The 16,778-nt window shown below is 33.5% G+C and carries 16 protein-coding genes; 5 read left to right on the top strand and 11 right to left on the bottom strand.

The window, feature by feature from the left end:
- Nucleotides 1-420: 420 nt before the first annotated feature.
- The 3 genes from B5X64_RS11465 to queA form a co-directional block, all read right to left on the bottom strand.
- On the bottom strand, nucleotides 421-1,299 hold the full coding sequence (locus B5X64_RS11465) for a hypothetical protein (RefSeq protein ID WP_079465378.1): 879 nt from the start codon (nucleotides 1,297-1,299) through the stop codon (nucleotides 421-423).
- Nucleotides 1,300-1,380: 81 nt separating this feature from the next.
- The gene (rlmN, locus tag B5X64_RS11460; protein WP_079465377.1) at nucleotides 1,381-2,415 is read right to left on the bottom strand and encodes a dual-specificity RNA methyltransferase RlmN; all 1,035 of its coding nucleotides are present in this window, start codon (nucleotides 2,413-2,415) and stop codon (nucleotides 1,381-1,383) included.
- A 71-nt stretch (nucleotides 2,416-2,486) separates the two neighbouring features.
- On the bottom strand, nucleotides 2,487-3,536 hold the full coding sequence (gene queA, locus B5X64_RS11455) for a tRNA preQ1(34) S-adenosylmethionine ribosyltransferase-isomerase QueA (protein ID WP_066676326.1): 1,050 nt from the start codon (nucleotides 3,534-3,536) through the stop codon (nucleotides 2,487-2,489).
- Between the two features lie 202 nt (nucleotides 3,537-3,738).
- Between queA and B5X64_RS11450 the strand changes: the two genes are divergently transcribed.
- Complete coding sequence (locus B5X64_RS11450) at nucleotides 3,739-4,431, top strand: AIM24 family protein (protein ID WP_079465376.1); 693 nt, start codon at nucleotides 3,739-3,741, stop codon at nucleotides 4,429-4,431.
- A gap of 62 nt (nucleotides 4,432-4,493) precedes the next feature.
- Here the strand turns inward: B5X64_RS11450 and B5X64_RS11445 are convergent, their stop codons facing one another.
- Complete coding sequence (locus B5X64_RS11445) at nucleotides 4,494-4,985, bottom strand: DNA-deoxyinosine glycosylase (protein WP_079465375.1); 492 nt, start codon at nucleotides 4,983-4,985, stop codon at nucleotides 4,494-4,496.
- A 132-nt stretch (nucleotides 4,986-5,117) separates the two neighbouring features.
- Nucleotides 5,118-7,112 carry a S9 family peptidase gene (locus B5X64_RS11440; RefSeq protein WP_079465374.1) on the bottom strand — a complete coding sequence of 665 codons (1,995 nt, stop codon included), beginning with the start codon at nucleotides 7,110-7,112 and terminating at the stop codon, nucleotides 5,118-5,120.
- Between the two features lie 161 nt (nucleotides 7,113-7,273).
- Between B5X64_RS11440 and B5X64_RS11435 the strand changes: the two genes are divergently transcribed.
- Complete coding sequence (locus B5X64_RS11435) at nucleotides 7,274-8,131, top strand: FN3 associated domain-containing protein (RefSeq protein ID WP_079465373.1); 858 nt, start codon at nucleotides 7,274-7,276, stop codon at nucleotides 8,129-8,131.
- Nucleotides 8,132-8,152: 21 nt separating this feature from the next.
- Nucleotides 8,153-8,689, top strand: a complete 537-nt coding sequence (locus B5X64_RS11430) for a dihydrofolate reductase family protein (protein ID WP_079465372.1) — start codon at nucleotides 8,153-8,155, stop codon at nucleotides 8,687-8,689.
- Nucleotides 8,690-8,753: 64 nt separating this feature from the next.
- Here B5X64_RS11430 and B5X64_RS11425 read toward each other — a convergent pair whose 3' ends face one another.
- From B5X64_RS11425 to B5X64_RS11400, 5 genes are all read right to left on the bottom strand, one after another.
- Nucleotides 8,754-9,053 carry a hypothetical protein gene (locus B5X64_RS11425; protein ID WP_079465371.1) on the bottom strand — a complete coding sequence of 100 codons (300 nt, stop codon included), beginning with the start codon at nucleotides 9,051-9,053 and terminating at the stop codon, nucleotides 8,754-8,756.
- A gap of 160 nt (nucleotides 9,054-9,213) precedes the next feature.
- Nucleotides 9,214-10,182 (bottom strand): 2-hydroxyacid dehydrogenase, encoded by a 969-nt coding sequence (locus B5X64_RS11420; protein ID WP_079465370.1) that lies wholly within the window; start codon nucleotides 10,180-10,182, stop codon nucleotides 9,214-9,216.
- Nucleotides 10,183-10,327: 145 nt separating this feature from the next.
- On the bottom strand, nucleotides 10,328-10,723 hold the full coding sequence (locus B5X64_RS11415) for a DUF1801 domain-containing protein (RefSeq protein WP_079465369.1): 396 nt from the start codon (nucleotides 10,721-10,723) through the stop codon (nucleotides 10,328-10,330).
- A 330-nt stretch (nucleotides 10,724-11,053) separates the two neighbouring features.
- Entirely contained in the window at nucleotides 11,054-11,494 is a 441-nt protein-coding gene (locus B5X64_RS11405) for an SMI1/KNR4 family protein (protein WP_164463398.1), read from the bottom strand.
- A 30-nt stretch (nucleotides 11,495-11,524) separates the two neighbouring features.
- Entirely contained in the window at nucleotides 11,525-12,175 is a 651-nt protein-coding gene (locus tag B5X64_RS11400) for a protein-L-isoaspartate(D-aspartate) O-methyltransferase (protein ID WP_079465366.1), read from the bottom strand.
- A 122-nt stretch (nucleotides 12,176-12,297) separates the two neighbouring features.
- Here B5X64_RS11400 and B5X64_RS11395 point away from each other — a divergent pair, with 122 nt between their 5' ends.
- Entirely contained in the window at nucleotides 12,298-13,260 is a 963-nt protein-coding gene (locus tag B5X64_RS11395; protein WP_079465365.1) for a Gfo/Idh/MocA family protein, read from the top strand.
- A gap of 191 nt (nucleotides 13,261-13,451) precedes the next feature.
- Nucleotides 13,452-15,734: a cation:proton antiporter gene (locus B5X64_RS11390; protein WP_079465447.1), complete on the top strand. Its 2,283-nt coding sequence runs from the start codon at nucleotides 13,452-13,454 to the stop codon at nucleotides 15,732-15,734.
- A 132-nt stretch (nucleotides 15,735-15,866) separates the two neighbouring features.
- On the opposite strand, the gene B5X64_RS11385 is transcribed toward B5X64_RS11390, so the two are convergent.
- Nucleotides 15,867-16,715, bottom strand: a complete 849-nt coding sequence (locus B5X64_RS11385; RefSeq protein ID WP_079465364.1) for a lytic transglycosylase domain-containing protein — start codon at nucleotides 16,713-16,715, stop codon at nucleotides 15,867-15,869.
- Between the last annotated feature and the right edge of the window lie 63 nt (nucleotides 16,716-16,778).

Genomic DNA, 16,778 nt, shown 5'->3' with positions numbered 1-16,778 from the left:
GTGAGTATTTATTAATTCTCACAAAGATAATTTTTTTCCGCCAATTTTAACAGAAATTAAAAGCCTTTAAAGTTATTCTGAAAAAATTCAGTTATTAAGAGAAATTGAAAAGATTAAGAATTATGGTTCTTAGCTATTTAAGATGGAAAACTTCTAAACGCTAAAGTTCGCAAAAATTTTAAGTCCTCGAAAACATTTTTAGTTCGCAACGGCGTTTCACTCAGCTAAGGTATTGGTTTCATTTGCTGAACAGAGTGCCTTTGCGAACAAAAAAAAGAAAAGCAACTATCAATAAGACCTTGCGAACATTGCGTTAAAGATGACATTGTACTTGGATAAGTTGTTTACTCATGTTGTAATTGGTAACGTTACTATCAAGATTTTTATAGGTTGTGGTGAAGAACCAAAAATTTAAGCATTTTAAAGTTTGAGTTTTTCTTTGGGGATAAAATAAAAAAATGGTTTGGTTTTCTTGATGGGCGAATAAAATCTTTCCCCGGAAATATAAATTCCGGTTTCATCAACAGCAATTCCTTCAATCTGACCAATTGTTAAAGCACTTCCCAAATAAAAATGTCTAGATTTTTCTTTGAAAAATATTCCGGGTTCAGATTCATTAAAAACATCTAAAAAAACTTCGGTTTTCTTGGTATACCCTACAACGTAAAGTTTTTTATTAAAATAATAAGCATCACTTATCATAAAACCTGTTCTGAAAGATTCAACTTTTTCAGCAGCTTGATTTTCAAGATTTTCAGGATCAAGCGTAAAATGGGTAGTCGATTTAGAAGCCCATTCTTTAGTGAAAATATGGATTTTACCATTTAAATAAATCATCGATTCTAAATCGAAATCTGTATTGATATTTCTTGACGTAAAATCTTCTTGCTCAGGATAATAAAACGAAATCGCTTTCATCGAATCATTTTGCAGCTGATTATTTCGAAAAGGAATTTTATAAATTTTTAAATGTTTTCGCGTTCCTGCGTTGTTTCCAAAATCTCCGATGTAGAAGTTTTTCCCATCGTTGGTTAATGCCTCCCAATCTTTATTTTCGGCATTTGTTTTTAAAACATTTAAGATTTTTCCTGAATTTTTCTCAATTTCATACAATTCTGCCGGGTTTCCACTGTCGTTGAAAGTATATAATTTTCCATCAAAAAAATTCAGTCCTGAAGTTTCCTGAATTGAATCATTGAGAACTGCAATTCTATATTTTTTTAGCTTAAAAATTTCTGCCTGTTGAGAAAAAGCAGTCTGAAAAAAGAATAGAGTAAATAATAGAATGATCTTCTTCATTCTACAAAAATAGGATTTTAAGTATAAACTGACTGTTAAGAATAATCAAAAACCTTTAGAAAAGACAATGATTAATAGAATTTAGTCTGTAACTTTATTGGCTAACTGTCCACAAGCTGCATCAATATCACCACCACGACTTTTCCGAATCATAACGGTAATTCCGGCATTCTCAAGCTGACGAACATAATTGTCTTCTGCTTTCTTGTTGCATTGGTCGTATTTTCCGTCACCGATTGGGTTGTATTGAATTAAATTTACTTTAGAAGGAACTTGCTTACAATATTTAATTAAAGCTTTAATATCTTCATCACCATCATTAATTCCTTTCCAGACACAATATTCAAAAGTAATGACAGAGCCTGTTTTTTTGTACCAATATTGAAGAGACTCCATAATATCCGTCAACGGGAATTTATCCGAGAACGGCATGATTTCGTTACGTTTAGCTTCAATCGCTGAGTGAAGTGACAAAGCTAATTTCACACGCAAATCATCATCTGCGAGCATTTTTATCATCTTCGGAAGTCCGGATGTAGAAACGGTAATTCTTCTTGGTGACATTCCCAAACCTTCCGGCTGAGTGATTTTTCGGATCGCTTCCACTACATTTTTATAATTCATCATCGGCTCACCCATTCCCATAAATACGATATTGGTAAGCGGTCTGTTGAAATACATTTTACTTTGGCTGTCTATTAAGGCAACCTGATCTACTATTTCTGCGACTTCAAGATTCCTCATTCTTTTGAGTCTTGCTGTTGCACAAAATTCGCAGTTTAAAGAACATCCTACCTGTGAAGAAACACAAGCTGTCGTTCTGGTTTCTGTCGGAATTAAAACAGATTCTACCAACAAACCGTCGTGAAGTTTCACTCCGTTTTTAATGGTTCCGTCTGTACTCTTCTGAAGCTGATCTACAGAAACTGGATTAATGGTATATTCTTCAGAAATTTTGTCCCGAAGCTGCTTTGAAAGATTCGTCATCTCCTCTATTGAATGCAGATTTTTGCTCCACAGCCAATCGTAAACCTGCTTCGCACGAAACGGTTTTTCTCCTAAAGATCCAAAATAATCTTTAAGCTGGTCGAGGGATAATGTACGGATGTCTTTCATTGTAAGATTGTAGATTTTAGGTTACAGGTCGCAGATAACTATTACCTGCAACCTTTTACCTTATATCTTAATTAAATAATTAGCATTGCGTCACCGTAAGAATAGAATTTATACTTTTCTTTTACGGCTTCTTCGTAGGCATGCATTAGAAAATCTTTTCCTGCAAACGCAGCAATCATCATCATTAAAGTAGATTTTGGCGTATGGAAATTGGTAATCATTGTATTGGCAATTCCAAAATCGTGTGGTGGATAGATGAATTTATTAGTCCAACCATCGAAAGCTGAAATTTTTCTGTTTGAAGAAACAGACGTTTCAATTGCTCTCATTGTAGTCGTTCCTACTGCACAAACTCTTCTGTTTTCCTGAACTGCTCTGTTGATGATTTCAGCATTTTTCTCATCAATGATAACTTCTTCAGATTCCATTTTATGTTTAGACAAATCTTCTACCTCAATTGGGTTAAAAGTTCCTAATCCTACATGAAGTGTAACTTCAGCAAAATCGATTCCTTTGATCTCTAATCTCTTCATCAAGTGCTTAGAGAAATGCAAACCAGCAGTTGGTGCTGCTACCGCCCCTTCTACTTTTGCATAAATAGTCTGATATCTTTCAGCATCTTCCGGTTCTACTTCTCTTTTGATATACTTTGGAAGTGGTGTTTCTCCTAAATCTTTTAATTTAGATCTAAATTCTTCATAAGAACCATCGAATAAAAATCTTAAAGTTCTACCTCTTGAAGTTGTATTATCAATTACCTCAGCAACCAAAGATTCATCTTCCGTAAAGAATAATTTGTTACCAATTCTTATTTTTCTTGCCGGATCTACCAAAACATCCCAAACACGAGTTTCTTTATCAAGCTCTCTTAATAAGAAAACTTCAATTTTAGCTCCGGTTTTTTCTTTATTTCCATACAAACGAGCAGGAAAAACTTTAGTATTATTAAAGATGAAAAGATCTTTCTCATCAAAGTAATCTACTACATCTTTGAACATTTTGTGCTCAATAGTTTGCGTTTTTCTGTCAAGAACCATTAATCTAGCTTCATCTCTATGCTCTGAAGGATATTCTGCCAACAATTCTTCAGGAAGGTCGAAATTAAAATCGGATGTTTTCATTATTTTAAATTATGGTTTAAAAATTTATGTAAAATTACATGGTGTAATTTTCGAGGTGCAAATATACAACATTCTATACCCCTTTGTCAAGTGTTTATTTCGCTCCTCTTTATCCACGATGGTTAGAGGCTGCAAATTTTATTATTTTTAATGTATTATCAACTAAAAAATGATTATTTTGGCTCAATCAAAATATTAAACGATGAGCAAATATTCTATTGAATCTTTTGTAAATGAAACAAAAGAAAACCCTCTTGAAAGAGATTATTTCGAACTGGAAAAACCAGCACTTTTAGAAATCAACTTAAACAATCAATCTGTCTGGACAAAAACAGGAAGTATGGTTGGTTATATCGGCAATATTAATTTTGAAAGACAAGGAATGCTTTCTGGCGGACTTGGGAATTTATTAAAAAAAGCAATAAGCGGTGAAGGTTCTAAACTGATGAAAGCTGAAGGAACCGGAAAACTATACGTTGCAGATGATGGAAAAAAAGTAAGAATTTTATATCTAAATAATGAAACAGTTTGCGTTAACGGAAACGATGTTTTGGCGCACGAACAAAGCATAAAAAGTGACATTACGATGCTGAAAAGTATTGCCGGAGTAATGTCGGGAGGATTGTTTCAGGTAAAACTTTCCGGAACAGGGCATATCGCAATTACTACTCACGGTGAACCTTTAACTTTATTGGTAACTCCAGATGCACCGGTTTTCACAGACCCGAATGCAACTGTAGCCTGGTCTGGAAATTTAAGCCCTGAATTAAAAACCAATGTTTCTTTTAAAAGTTTAATTGGAAGAGGAAGCGGAGAAGAGTTTCAAATGAAATTTTCCGGAAATGGTTGGGTTTTGATACAGCCTTATGAAGAGGTTTATAGAATGGAAAAGTAGTGAATTGACAATTTTAAATATTGAAAGCAAGAATTTTAGATTCTTGCTTTTTGTTTTAAATATTATCCAGTAAACTCCAATATTTTTTTCCAATCCTCAAATTTCTTTTCAAAAGAAATCGTGTGAAGCGGACTTGTTGAAGGCAATAAATATATTGGAATCCTAAAGCTTTTACCTAATATCTTTTGCAAATTTTTATAAGACTTTCCGCCATTGCAAAATATTGCTTGAATATTTGGATAACTTTCTAAAAGTTCTTCAATCTTATTGGCTTCTTCGTTTTTAATTTCAGAATCCAAGCTTCCTTTTCTTTCGCAGGAATCGATGACATCCCAAATTGCAATGTTATTTTTCTTTAAAATATCAATTCGTTCTGAATAATCTTCTGTAAATTCTTCGCTAAACAATTCAAAAATAATTTTCCAGAATTTATTTTGTGGATGTGCGTAATATTGTTGCTTCTCAAGAGATTTCACGCCAGGAATTGAGCCTAAAATTAAAATTTTAGATTGTTCATCGATAAATGGTAGGAATGATGAAATTCGGTTCTCCATGATTCAAATATATAAATTTTGGCTAAAGCCTTTTGCCTAGAAAACAAAAAGCGAGCTAAAGCCCGCTTCTGTTGATAATTTGAATAATAAAAATCAGTTTCGATGATTTAATTATTCATTTTTAATTCTTAATTACAAAGTTTCTTTCAGCCAATCAAAAAATTCTCTCTGCCAAACTAAGCCGTTTTGCGGATGAAGAACCCAGTGATTTTCGTTAGGAAAATATACTAATTTTGATTTCAGACCTCTCAATCTTGCTGCCTGGAAAGCTTCCTGACCTTGTTCATAGCCTACTCTAAAATCGATTCCACCTTGGAAAATCATGATTGGTTTATTCCATTTATCAACAAAGTTGCTTGGATTAAATTCTGTATATGCTTTCGGAAGAGGTTTTTCCCAAGGAGAACCTAAATCCCAGTTCGCGAACCAAAGTTCTTCTGTTGTTAAATACCAAGATTTCATATCAAACAATCCGTCGTGAGCAATGAACGTTTTGAATCTATTCTCGTGAATTCCAGCTAACATAAATACACTGTAACCACCGTAACTTGCTCCAACAGCTGCAACTCTTTCACCATCTACATAAGGTAAAGTTTTAGCATAATCTGTAGCTGCCAAATAATCTCTCATCGGCTGTCCACCCCAATCTCTTGAGATTTCTTCATTCCATTTGGTTCCCCAACCCGGCATTCCGCGACGGTTTGGTGCAACTACAACGTAACCATTGGCTGCCATTAAAGCAAAGTTCCATCTTGTGCTGAAGAATTGTGTAAGTCCAGATTGTGGACCTCCCTGACAATATACTAAGGTCGGATATTTTTTATTCGGATCAAAGTTGGGTGGATAATGAAACCATACACCCATTTCTTTTCCATCTGAAGTTTTCACCATTTTCAATTCAGATTTTCCTTGTGCTAGTTTTGCGTAGGTATCTTTATTGACGTCTGTAACCTGGCTTAATTCTCCGTTTTTAAGATTTACAGAGAATAATTCTGCACCGTGATTGATGTCTGTTTTTGAAACCAAAAGAGATTTTTTTCCTTCTGCAAAAATATCACTTACATCAAAATTTCCTTTTGTAATCTGGCTAACTTTTGCATTTTTAAGATCTACAGAAAATAACTGAACGGTTCCACGAAAGGCTGCATTAAAATAGATACTTTTAGAATCGCTGCTCCAGAAAGTTGTTCCGGTTACACTTTCGTCCCAATGTCCTGTCATATTGCTTTTTGCACCGGTTTTCCAGTCCATTACCACAATATCATTTTTATCGGCTTCATATCCTTCTCGCTCCATACTTTGCCACAACAACCATTTACCATTAGGTGAAAATTTTGGATTCACATCATAACCCATCATTCCTTCTGTTAAATTTTTTGTTGTTGCTGAAGCTAAATCGTACGCAAAAATATCGGTGTTTGTACTTGTAGAATATTCTTTACCACTTTTAGGTTTTGTAACGTATAAAAGCTGTGAAGAATCTGGACTAAAAACAAAATCTTCTGCTCCACCGAAAGGTCTTTGTGGAGAATCCCACGTTTTTCCTTCCAACAAATCTTTAGCAGAATCTACACTTGAAGAGGTATCAACCACAAAAACATGGTTGTATTTCCCTTCATTAAAGTAATCCCAGTGTCTGTGATTCAAATCTGTGTAAATCTGTGCAGTCGTTTTTGGAGTATCTGCATATTTATCTTTCCCCATCAGTTTTTCCACCAAAACCTGCTTACTGAAAGCTATTTTCTTTCCATCAGGAGAAATAACGATGTTATCTGCTTCACCAATAGTGTAAAATTCTGTCCAGGTTTTTCCACTGTCTTTTGAAAGATAGATTTTTTCACCTTCCTGAGCGTAAAGTCCGTTTTTATCCCACTGAACTAAAGCTTTTTTACCTAAATCAATTTTAGAAGACTGATTATTGATTACATTCAGGAAATAGTTTTCGTTTTTTGTTTTTTCAGTTTTTAGATCAACCTGTCCGACTTTATAGATCAGCGAAGATTGATCAGGTGAAACAGCCTGTACTCCTACTTTTTTCAAAGTCCAAAGAATTTCAGGTGTCATGAGTTGTTGTGCATTCATTAAGAAAGGCGCTGCCAAAGCGAGCAGACTGTACTTAAGTTTCATATTCTGTACTATTTTTATGAACTTTCGGGATTTTGAGATCTCCTCGGTTCTTTTATTATTCTAAGATTGTCAAAGTTATGTAAATGTGATTAAACTTCAAATTTAATGTTAAGTTTAAAATTACAATGCTTAATTTTATGTTTTAAAAAAATCTCACAACCATGAAAAAATTTCTATTCTTTATTTCTATACTTTCATCTACATTCTTTTTCTCGCAGATTTATATGTCGACGGCTACCCATTACTACAATCCTTATCAAATGACTATTCAGGGAAACGGAACAATATATTACACAGAAGATGGAACTACGCCAACTTTAAGCTCAAGTTCAGCAATTAATAGCGTCAATATTTTAATTGATCAGAATAAAGAAATTAAAGCTTTTTTGGTAAATAGCACAGGAAATACATCTGCTGTTTTCACCAAAAAATATTTTACAGGAGCAATTCCTGATGCACATATTTTCTTTAAACCTCCATCAGGATGGACAAACGGAGCTTGTGTAAGAGTAGAAATGATTAATCCGAATTCAATTAATGGTTTTGTCATAGACAATTTAGGTTCCGGATATTCTATGAACAATACCGGATGTGATGGATGGTACAAAATCACTAAAAGCTTCGAAACCGCCAATGTAAGTTTCACCAACTGTTATTTATATCAAAATTTCCCTGGTAATATAGACACCCCATTAATTCCTATGGGAAGTAGTATTTATTACGATTTCAGCAGCGGGGTAATTACCAATCCTCCGTCTTGTTTATTAGGAACAAAAGATGTTAAACATAAAGATGTTACTTTGGTTAAAATTTATCCGAATCCTGTTGCAGAGATTTTACAAATCAATACCGATAAAGATTTCGTGGAATATGAAATTTTGGATGGAACAGGAAGATTGGTTTCAAAAGAAAAGTTTTCAAAGGCAATATCTGTTAATCATTTGAGTGCAGGAAACTATTTTGTAAAATTAATTGATAATAAAAACGATTTTGTTTTTGTTAAATTTATAAAGAAATAGTTTTAATTTAAGTAGAAAACCATGCGAAAAGTATCACTTTTTATTGCCACAAGTTTAGACGGTTATATTGCTAAACCGAATGATGACCTCAGTTTCCTGAAAATTGTAGAAAAAGAAGGTGAAGATTATGGTTATACAGAATTTACAGAAACCATTGATACCCTAATTATCGGGCGAAAGACTTATGATTATGTGCTTAAAGAATTAGGACCATCTCGTTACGATAATGGGAAAAGAGATGTCTATGTCATTACAAGAACTGAAAAACCCAATGTTGGAAGAACCACTTTTTACACAGGAAATCTAACTGATTTGATAAAACAACTTCAATCTAAAAATGGAAAAAACATTTATTGTGACGGTGGCTCAGAAATAATAAACGAATTATTAAAGAACGATTTGGTAGATGAATTTATAATTTCTGTTGTTCCTGTTTTATTAGGTAACGGAACAAGACTTTTTAAACACGGAAGACCAGAACAGGAGCTTCAGTTTGTGAGTGCAAAAACATACGACACAGGACTGATACAGCTTTATTATAAAAGAAAATCAGAATAGCAACAAACTATATACATTTCCAAACATACAAATCCCCGCAAAATTAATAGCGGGGATTAAACTTTTAACTAACTACATCTTCATTTTCTTCTTCGTGATCATCTTCATTATCGCTTCTGCTGTATAGATTATTTTCTTCATCAGGAAGCTGATCTGTAATTTGTTCGAAATTATCATCATCTTCTGCTCCCGGAATATCTAAACCATAAGGCATTCCGTCGTTGACGTGACCGGGATTGGTGATAGGATTTCCGTCTCCGTCCAAAGGAATATGTTGCTCTTTGTTGAAAATATCTTCACTTGGCTTATAATCCATTTCCTCCAGTTTTCTGTCTTGCTCGTTTTTGTTATCTTCAGTGATCATAATAATTTTATTTTAGTGTTGATATAGAATAGACAAAAATGGTTCCAATTGGATAGGAGACAAGGAAAAAATTGAAAGACTCAAGTTGGAAATTGTAATATTTTTTCAAAATTTACAAAATCAAAATCGAATCTTAAATTTCAAGTTTCAAGTTTCAAATTTAATATACTTCCGGATTTGCAATATGCGGCATTTTTTCACCTTTAGAAAAAGCAATAATATTTTCTGCAGCGAGTCTTGCCATTCCGTTTCTGGCTTCTATCGTGGCCGAACCAATATGTGGAAGAACGCAAACATTAGACAATTCTAAAATAGGGTCATTATCTTCAATAGGTTCCGGATTGGTAACATCTAAACCAGCACCCCAAATTTGTCCGGAAACTAAAGCCTGATACAAATCTTTTTGATCATGAAAACCTCCTCTTGCCGTATTCACAAAAATTGCATTTTTTTTCATCCTTTCAAAAACTGAAGAGTTGAAAAGATTACTCTGTTCTGGTTTAAAATTGGCATGAATACTCAAAACATCCGATTGCTCGATCAATTCATCGAACGAAACATATTTTGCATCAAGTTCTTTTTCGGCTTCTTCATTATGATTTCTGTTGTGATAAATGATATTCATTCCGAAAGCTTTCTTACATTTTTCAGCCATTTCAAAACCGATTCTGCCTAAACCGAACACCCCCAAAGTTTTACCATACAATTCCTGTCCAAGCTCATAAAGCGGATCAAAATTCCCCCAATTTCCAGCTTTTACTTTTTGAAAATAAAAACTCGCTCTTCTAGAAACCGATTGCATCAATAAAAATGCAACATCAGAGGTCGCCCGACTCAAAACATCAGGTGTATTTCCTATCGGAATATTTCTTTTGTTAGCTTCTTTAATATCAACATGATCAAAACCTACACTGAACAAAGCAATGGCTTTTACATTAGGACATTGATCAAAAAATTCATGGTCAAATGCATTGGCTCCAACATTTAAAATGGCGTCTGTATTTTTACAGTATTGTAGCCATTTTTCACGCGACAGATCATCATTTTCCGGGATTGTAATTTCCAAACCTGCTTCTTTCAGCATTGTAATTCCTGTTTCAGGAATTCTTTTGTTTATAAAAACTTTCATTATTTTATTTTTTAGACAAATAAAAAACCTCACTACTTTTACAAGTGAGGTTCTTATTAATTATTATTGACTTATTTTTTTTGATTTCATTCAAATTAAAATCCAATTTTCGTTCCGAAAAATTCAGATTAATTTTTCACGCAAATTATTTTAATCTGATCAATTCGCCTTTTCTTTTTACAATATTTTTATAATCCCACTGAATTTCCACAGACTTTTTCAGCCAACGTAGAATATCAGTTTCATTAATTTCATTCACATTATTATAAAATACAGATGCATCCTGAAATTTTTCACCTTCTACATTCAACTGTTCTTCATTAAAAGATTTTCCGCTCCAAAACATCAGGCGAATTCCCTTTTTCTGTTTGCTGTAACCCACAATCGGATTTCCTTCTAAAAACCAGACCGGATGTGCATGCCAGATTTTATTCTCAGAATCATTCAATTCACGATCAATTAATTCTGAAAGTAAATTGCAAATTTCTTTGTCTGAATCTGATTGCCTTTCGTTATAATCAAAAATATCAGGGTTAATCATATCATTTTGGTTAAAAATTTGCTTGCTTCAAACTACTTTATATTACTGTAAATAATCCAAATTATTAGAACAGCAAGATGTACAATAGTTGAAAGTTTCGTTTCTTTTTTCATTATAAATGCTTTTATTCCATTAATGATTAATAAAATAACGTTTAGTATAGCTAAAATGAAAAACGATAAAACATCTAAGTTTGGCGTACATGGCCCAGATTTAAATTTCCCAGAAACATTTATTACAATTATTGTCAATATTGCTATTAAATAAAACATTATTGATTTTAGTGCATTCTTTTTTTCTTGACTCATATCATATTCAAAAATATGCAGCTTATTTTATTTCCAGTTCATAATGCCATTCATATAATCCACTAATTTCAAATACATTTCCTTTCATAAATCTCTGAAGGAATTCAGTCAACGAGGATGTTATTGTTTTCGTCGGATATAATCCATTAAATATTTCATATTGTCCCGTTGGTGTAATTCGAAGACCCCACATGTCGGAATAAATCATATATTCCGAAAAATAAAACCAATTATTTCCGAAGTTCTGCTGATATCGTATAATATTTTGAAGAGAAACCATATTAAATAAATCTTCGGTACAACAAAAACCATTACAAATTAAATAGAATTCTCTAAAATCTGTTGGTAAAGCAAAACCTAATTGTTTTTCAAAATTATTAATGTCTGAAAGTTTCGCTGGAGGATTGATGTCTATACCGTTATTTTGATGTTTTTTTTGGACTAATTCGATTATTCTCTTCATATTTATTCCATCCAATAAACTATGAACCATTTATTGATTGGTATTATTTAACATCGGTACAAACTTATAAGCTCCAAATTCTTCTTTTTCAATTTCTGTGGGAGAAATTTTTGTAAACCGGTATAAAACCTGTTGGTCAGTCGGTCCCAAAGGAATAACCATTTTCCCACCTACTTTTAATTGTTTTAATAATTCAGTTGGTAAAACTGATGCTCCGCAAGTCACAATAATTTTATCGAAAGGGGCAAAAGTAGGAAGCCCTGCAAAACCATCTCCGAAACTTTGAAATTTGGGATACAAATGCATTTCACGTAGTTTCTTTTTAGAAAAATCAAAAAGATCTTTCTGCCTTTCAACCGTATAAACTAAAGCTTTCATTGCCAATAAAACTGCAGTTTGGTAACCACAACCCGTTCCTATTTCAAGCACTTTCTCTCCCGGTTTCACCTGCAAAAGTTCAGACTGTTCTGCCACCGTTGAAGGATGGGAAATCGTCTGATGCGCCAATATCGGAAAAGCACGGTCTTCGTACGCATAATCTTCAAAAATGCTTTCAATAAAAAGATGTCTCGGAACTTCATTTATGGCAGAAAGTACATTTTCATCCGAAATTCCCATTTTGTGTCTGAGATATTCAACCAAATTTTTTCTTTTCCCTTTATGTACAAACGAATCATGCATCATCAACAGTTATTAGATAGTGTAGCTACAAAAGTAAAAAAACAATCAATACGTATCAACCTAAAAACTATCATCTGTTTCCTAATACCTAAAATTATTATCTTTACAAAAATTACAACGCTATGTTAAAAGCAGGTTTGGTAGGCGCCGGACATTTGGGAAAAATACATTTAAGACTTCTTAATCAGTCTGATAAATACGATTTTGTAGGTTTCCACGATAAAGATATAGAAAACGGACGAAAGCTAGAAGCTGAATTCGGATACAAATATTTTGAAAATTTTGATGAACTATTAGATCAGATCGAAATGTTGGATATTGTAACACCCACATTGTATCATTATGATTACGCACTGAAAGCTATTGAAAAAGGGCTTCATTTTTTCATTGAAAAACCAGTGACCCAAACGCTTGAACAGGCTGAAGAAATCCTCTCAAAATGTCGTGAAAACGGCATCAAAGCACAGGTTGGTCATGTTGAAAGATATAATCCTGCGTTTATTGGAGCAAAGGATTATATTCAAAATCCGATGTTTATTGAGATTCATCGTTTAGCAGAATTTAATCCGCGCGGAACTGATGTTTCTGTAGTTTTAGACTTAATGATCCACGATCTTGATATTTTGTTGAGCGTTGTAAAATCAAAAGTAAAAAACATTCATGCAAGCGGCGTTTGTGTGGTAAGTAAAACTCCGGATATTACCAATGCAAGAATTGAGTTTGAAAACGGTTGTGTTGCCAACTTAACGACCTCAAGAATTTCTATGAAAGCGATGAGAAAAAGTCGTTTTTTCCAGAAAGACGCTTATATTTCTATTGATTTCTTAGAGAAAAAAGCTGAGGTTATCCGAATGAAAGATGCTCCTGAAAATCCTACTCCATTTGATATGATTATTGAAAATGCGGAAGGCGAAAAAAATCAGATTTTATTTGAATACCCAAATATTCAGGCGAATAATGCGATTTTGGATGAATTAAATTCTTTTGCTGATGCCATTTTAGAAGATAAAAATGTGGAAGTTTCTTTGGAAGATGGAACGGAAGCTTTGAAAGTGGCTTTAGAGATTATGAAGTTGATTTCTTAGATTAAAATATTTTTCAATATCAATATGAAGAGGCCGTCTCAAAAGAACAGCCTCTTTTTTTTGTCAAGGTTAAATTACATATCTGTTCTTTTCATTACATTATTCTGTATATTCGTTACATTTCAAAAAAAACAAGTTTTTACATCCGTTTATTCTTTAGAAATTTACACTCAAATAAATGACTAATGATTATGGGGAAATATAGAAATATTATTTTTTATGTAGCAACGATTATCTTTTTTTCTACGTTGATGTACTGGTTTTTTGTGGAAGGAAAAACCCTCGAAATAGGAGAAAACATTCCTCCAAGCAAAGCCACAGGAGCTACGATGTGGGAAAATTTTACTGATTCCTTTTTATCAAACCTTCATCATCCTTTAGCACTTTTACTGGCTCAGATCGTAACTATTATTTTGGTGGCAAAATTATTCGGATGGATTTGTATGAAACTAAAACAGCCTTCTGTAATCGGAGAAATGATTGCCGGAATTGTTTTAGGACCATCACTTTTCGGATTGTATTTTCCTGAACTTTCAGCATTTATTTTTCCGACAGAATCATTAGGAAACTTGCAGTTTTTAAGCCAGATTGGTCTGATCCTCTTCATGTATATCGTCGGAATGGAGCTTGATCTAAGTATTCTAAGAAAAAAAGCACACGATGCAGTTGTGATCAGTCACGCAAGTATCATCATTCCTTTTGCATTGGGAGTTGGGCTGTCTTATTTTATTTATAAAGAATTTGCTCCGGAAGGAATTCAGTTCAGTTCTTTTGCTTTATTTATAGCGATAGCGATGAGTATTACTGCATTTCCGGTTCTCGCCAGAATTGTGCAGGAAAGAAATTTACACAAAACCAAAATCGGAACCGTCGTTATTACCTGTGCTGCAGCCGATGATATTACAGCTTGGTGTATTTTAGCAGCCGTAATTGCGGTGGTAAAAGCAGGATCTTTCTCAGGATCAATTTTTGTGATTATCATGGCGATTGTTTATGTTTTCATCATGATTAAAGCGGTGAGACCCTTTTTACATAGAATTGCAGAATCTCAGAAAGGAAAAGGTTTTATCAGCAAAGCACTGGTTGCGGTATTTTTCTTAATTCTTATTATTTCGTCGTACGCAACAGAAGTTATCGGGATTCATGCTTTATTCGGAGCATTTATGGCAGGTGCAATTATGCCTGAAAATGTGAAATTCAGAAACTTATTCATCGAAAAAATAGAAGATGTTGCCTTGGTATTATTGCTTCCGCTTTTCTTTGTATTTACAGGTTTAAGAACACAAATCGGTTTACTAAACGACCCACACCTTTGGAAAATAGGCGGATTTATTATTCTTACAGCCGTGATCGGGAAATTTGTAGGAAGTGCATTGACCGCAAAATTTTTAAAGTTAAGCTGGAAAGATAGCCTTACGATCGGCGCATTGATGAATACAAGAGGTTTAACCGAACTTATCGTTCTAAATATCGGTTACGACCTTGGAGTTTTAGGCCCCGAATTATTTACGATGTTGGTCATCATGGCGTTATTCACCACCTTTATGACGGGACCTTGTCTTGACATTATTAATTATTTTTTTAAAGGCAAAAAATCGTCACTTGAAGAAGAGGAACATGATGAAAACGATTCAAAATACAGGGTTCTTTTATCTTTTGAAACTCCGGAGTCAGGAAGTACATTACTGAAGCTTGCCGATAATCTTACGCATAAAATGAATGGCAACAAAAGCGTAACCGCAATGAATATCGCTCCTGTTGACGAATTACACGCTTTTGACATTGAAGATTTTGAAAAAGAACAGTTTAAAAATGTGATTGAAACTTCGCAGGAACTTCAGCTTGAGGTAACTACCCTTTTCAAAGCTTCTACAGATATTGAAAATGATCTGACGAATATTTCGAACAAAGGAAATTATGATCTCCTTTTGATTATGCTCGGAAAATCAATGTACGAAGGAAGTTTGCTTGGAAGACTTTTAGGTTTCACCACAAAAATCATTAATCCTGAAAAATTATTGAACACCGTAAAAGGAAAAAGTAATATTTTCAACAATTCGCCATTCGACGATTCTACTTTGCAGATTTTAGATAACACCAATATTCCTGTCGGAGTTTTGGTAGACAGAGACTTTAATTCGGCAGATAGAGTATTCATTCCTATCTTTAATTTAAGTGATTTTTATTTGCTTGAATATGCAAAAAGACTGATTAACAATAACAATTCACAGATTATTATTTTGGATGTTGCTGGACAAATCAGAAACAATATCGAAGTGAAAGAGCTCATCAGAAGCATCGAACAGGTTGCACCCAACCACATCACTTTATATAACGAAAAACAAATTGAAAAGGAGTTTTTACAGTCCCAAGATTTAATGTTAATCAGCAAAAAAAGCTGGAGAGGTTTGATCGATTCTAAAAGTCTTTGGCTATCAGATATTCCATCAACATTGATTATCTCAAATCCTTAAAAATAATTTTCATAAATTTAGATATTGATATTTTAAAAAAGACCGAAACTTGATGAGTTTCGGTCTTTTTATATTGATTGATAACTTGATAGAATCTTCTTTAATAGAACATGAAAAGAATTTAATTTTAAATTATTTTGTACGTATCGACTTAGAGAGAATTGCATTTTTTTTCATTAAGAAATCAGGCATTAAATCGGTAGGAAGAAAGAGTTTGCTTTCTCCATCGTTCTCTAAAGTGCTTACAATTTCAGGGTTCCAACCCAAGAGATCATTCATATCAATTTTTAATTCTTCAGCAATTATACCCAGCTTAAATCCCGCATTAATTTCCGTTTCCGACAAAGCTATTTCCTGAGAATTTGTCGTTCTTGAATTCAGAAGAGACATTGTTCTTGCATCGTTGTAATTTGCCAAAACAGCAGAAAGCTCACCGGTTGCGTAACATGCATTGAGATATTTCTTGACATGATTGATCGTTTCCGCAGGTAAATATTTAGAAAAAACATGATATTGTGTAGAGTTTGCTACCTGCATTGCTTTGGCTATATTTCCTTCTCCACAATTATAGGCAGCAACAACCGTTATCCAATTATTGTATTTTTTATACAGATTTTTCAATGAAACGGCTGCCGTCTTTGTACTTCTGTACAAGTCATTTCTTCGGTCTTCAGTTAAACCGTACTGATTGGCATGAGCGGTCATAAACTGCCAAACTCCCACTGCACCTGCGCTTGAAGTAATGTTCCGGTTAAAATGAGATTCTATTAAAGCTAAATTTCTCAAATGCTTTGGTAACCCTTTTTCAACCATAGAAAATTCGATAAAAGTTACAATTTCCTTGTTGGCTTCTATGATATTCTTGTATTTTCTCACACTGCTTTCGGAGGTGTCTGAAGCTGCAAGAAACTGCGCATTCACAAAATGTGAACAACTCAGGAACAGTGCTGATACAATAATTTTTTTGAGATTTGTTTTCATTTTATTTGTGTAAAGCTACTCAATCGTAAAGACGTTTTTTTCAAAATTTCATTTCCGATTGAG

Origin of the sequence: Chryseobacterium balustinum, from assembly GCF_900168205.1 — a bacterium.
GTDB lineage: Bacteria > Bacteroidota > Bacteroidia > Flavobacteriales > Weeksellaceae > Chryseobacterium > Chryseobacterium balustinum.
The sequence above is the reverse complement of the archived record's forward strand: the minus strand, read 5'-3'. Positions and strand labels throughout refer to the sequence as shown.

Excerpts from the sequence above, each read along its gene's own strand:
- B5X64_RS11465 (WP_079465378.1), bottom strand. The coding sequence starts at position 1,299 with ATGAAGAAGATCATTCTATTATTTACTCTATTCTTTTTTCAGACTGCT.
- rlmN (WP_079465377.1), bottom strand. The coding sequence starts at position 2,415 with ATGAAAGACATCCGTACATTATCCCTCGACCAGCTTAAAGATTATTTT.
- queA (WP_066676326.1), bottom strand. The coding sequence starts at position 3,536 with ATGAAAACATCCGATTTTAATTTCGACCTTCCTGAAGAATTGTTGGCA.
- B5X64_RS11450 (WP_079465376.1), top strand. The coding sequence starts at position 3,739 with ATGAGCAAATATTCTATTGAATCTTTTGTAAATGAAACAAAAGAAAAC.
- B5X64_RS11445 (WP_079465375.1), bottom strand. The coding sequence starts at position 4,985 with ATGGAGAACCGAATTTCATCATTCCTACCATTTATCGATGAACAATCT.
- B5X64_RS11440 (WP_079465374.1), bottom strand. The coding sequence starts at position 7,112 with ATGAAACTTAAGTACAGTCTGCTCGCTTTGGCAGCGCCTTTCTTAATG.
- B5X64_RS11435 (WP_079465373.1), top strand. The coding sequence starts at position 7,274 with ATGAAAAAATTTCTATTCTTTATTTCTATACTTTCATCTACATTCTTT.
- B5X64_RS11430 (WP_079465372.1), top strand. The coding sequence starts at position 8,153 with ATGCGAAAAGTATCACTTTTTATTGCCACAAGTTTAGACGGTTATATT.
- B5X64_RS11425 (WP_079465371.1), bottom strand. The coding sequence starts at position 9,053 with ATGATCACTGAAGATAACAAAAACGAGCAAGACAGAAAACTGGAGGAA.
- B5X64_RS11420 (WP_079465370.1), bottom strand. The coding sequence starts at position 10,182 with ATGAAAGTTTTTATAAACAAAAGAATTCCTGAAACAGGAATTACAATG.
- B5X64_RS11415 (WP_079465369.1), bottom strand. The coding sequence starts at position 10,723 with ATGATTAACCCTGATATTTTTGATTATAACGAAAGGCAATCAGATTCA.
- B5X64_RS11405 (WP_164463398.1), bottom strand. The coding sequence starts at position 11,494 with ATGAAGAGAATAATCGAATTAGTCCAAAAAAAACATCAAAATAACGGT.
- B5X64_RS11400 (WP_079465366.1), bottom strand. The coding sequence starts at position 12,175 with ATGCATGATTCGTTTGTACATAAAGGGAAAAGAAAAAATTTGGTTGAA.
- B5X64_RS11395 (WP_079465365.1), top strand. The coding sequence starts at position 12,298 with ATGTTAAAAGCAGGTTTGGTAGGCGCCGGACATTTGGGAAAAATACAT.
- B5X64_RS11390 (WP_079465447.1), top strand. The coding sequence starts at position 13,452 with ATGGGGAAATATAGAAATATTATTTTTTATGTAGCAACGATTATCTTT.
- B5X64_RS11385 (WP_079465364.1), bottom strand. The coding sequence starts at position 16,715 with ATGAAAACAAATCTCAAAAAAATTATTGTATCAGCACTGTTCCTGAGT.